Below are 1,260 nucleotides of genomic sequence, written 5' to 3'. Positions count from 1 at the left end.
GAGCTTGTTGAGAGGCTCGGGGTTTCAATAGATGACCTGAGGCCAATGTCTGCTGATGAAGAGATGAAGCTGTACAAAATGGTGAGAGAAGGTGGAAAGGGCTGTGCTCAACAATAACATGATACCTGTGACTCTCAATAGATACTTCATTAAAGAAAAAAGAGTTTAAGTTGGAAATAGGGATTATTTAGAAATTTGCAGAGTTATTAAAGATATTTTGCAGTGCGGGTAAATGTTTAAAATTCTTTAAATCCCAGTTCATAGTATCCTGAAGCCCTTCAACTCCTCATTATGAAGACCACGGGTCTGTCCATTTTTTCAGATAGCTCCACTGCTTTTCTCAGATGCACCTCCGGGCTTCCATTTCCCTCAACTGGTATCCAGCCGAAAGAGGCCCATCTAGCTGATATTGGCTCCTTTTGCTTCACTACCTCTGTATTTCCGGATAGCTGAGTCCCATTTCTGTCTACTATTGCTATCACATTGCTCAATCTGTGAGAGGAGGTTGTGGCAGCTGCTTCCCAAACCTGCCCCTCGTCTAGCTCGCCATCCCCCATTATCACAAAAACCTTTCTGTCGATACCATCTATTCTAGCTGCAAGAGCAATTCCATTTGCTATTGACAGTCCCTGCCCAAGGGAACCCGATGAAACTACCACTTCAGGAATCCCTCTTTCAGGATGAGCTTGAAGCCTTGATTCGGGCATTCCAGCTTTCTCAAGCTCCTCCTTTCCTATTCTACCTTCCTCGAAGAGAGCTGCATATAGGGCTGGAGCTGCATGTCCCTTGCTCAATATGAGGACATCCCTCTCCCTTTTCACCCTGAGGACAGCTTTTATTATTCCATAGCATGATATAGATGACTTAACGTGATTTCCCCCCATTTTCCCAGCTATCCTGCTGATCAGGCTTGACTCTGATTCAAGAAGATGGAGTATGAGGGATCCGGCTTCTGTTATCTCTGTCCTGCCATTTTCATATGCTATCAGCCCCATGTCCCTTAAGATCCTTGCATTCAGCTTCAGTGTGGACAGTGGGATTCCAGTGTTCCTTGAGAGCTCAAGAAGAATTGAGCTGAGGGATGAACCATTTGCACAGGAAATTCTCCTCAAAATAAGCTGTTTGTTCCTATTTATGGCTCTCCTCAAGACCTTCCTGAGCGAATCAGGGACAGATGAAATTGGAGGTCTGGATATTGGAGGGACATCACCATCACCGCTTAGTGAGGGAGCGGTCTATTTTTAAATATTCTGGGCATAA

1 protein-coding gene is annotated in these 1,260 nt (G+C 44.8%); it reads right to left on the bottom strand.

Translation table 11 applies throughout. From position 1 onward, the window contains the following. Positions 1-278 precede the first annotated feature (278 nt). Positions 279-1,148: a thiamine pyrophosphate-dependent enzyme gene (locus tag D6D85_RS01400; protein ID WP_237558705.1), complete on the bottom strand. Its 870-nt coding sequence runs from the start codon at positions 1,146-1,148 to the stop codon at positions 279-281. Positions 1,149-1,260: the final 112 nt, after the last annotated feature.

This window comes from Candidatus Methanodesulfokora washburnensis (assembly GCF_003947435.1).
In the GTDB taxonomy this organism is placed as follows: Archaea; Korarchaeota; Korarchaeia; order Korarchaeales; family Korarchaeaceae; genus Methanodesulfokora; species Methanodesulfokora washburnensis.
This window is presented reverse-complemented; position numbering and strand designations above follow the sequence as displayed.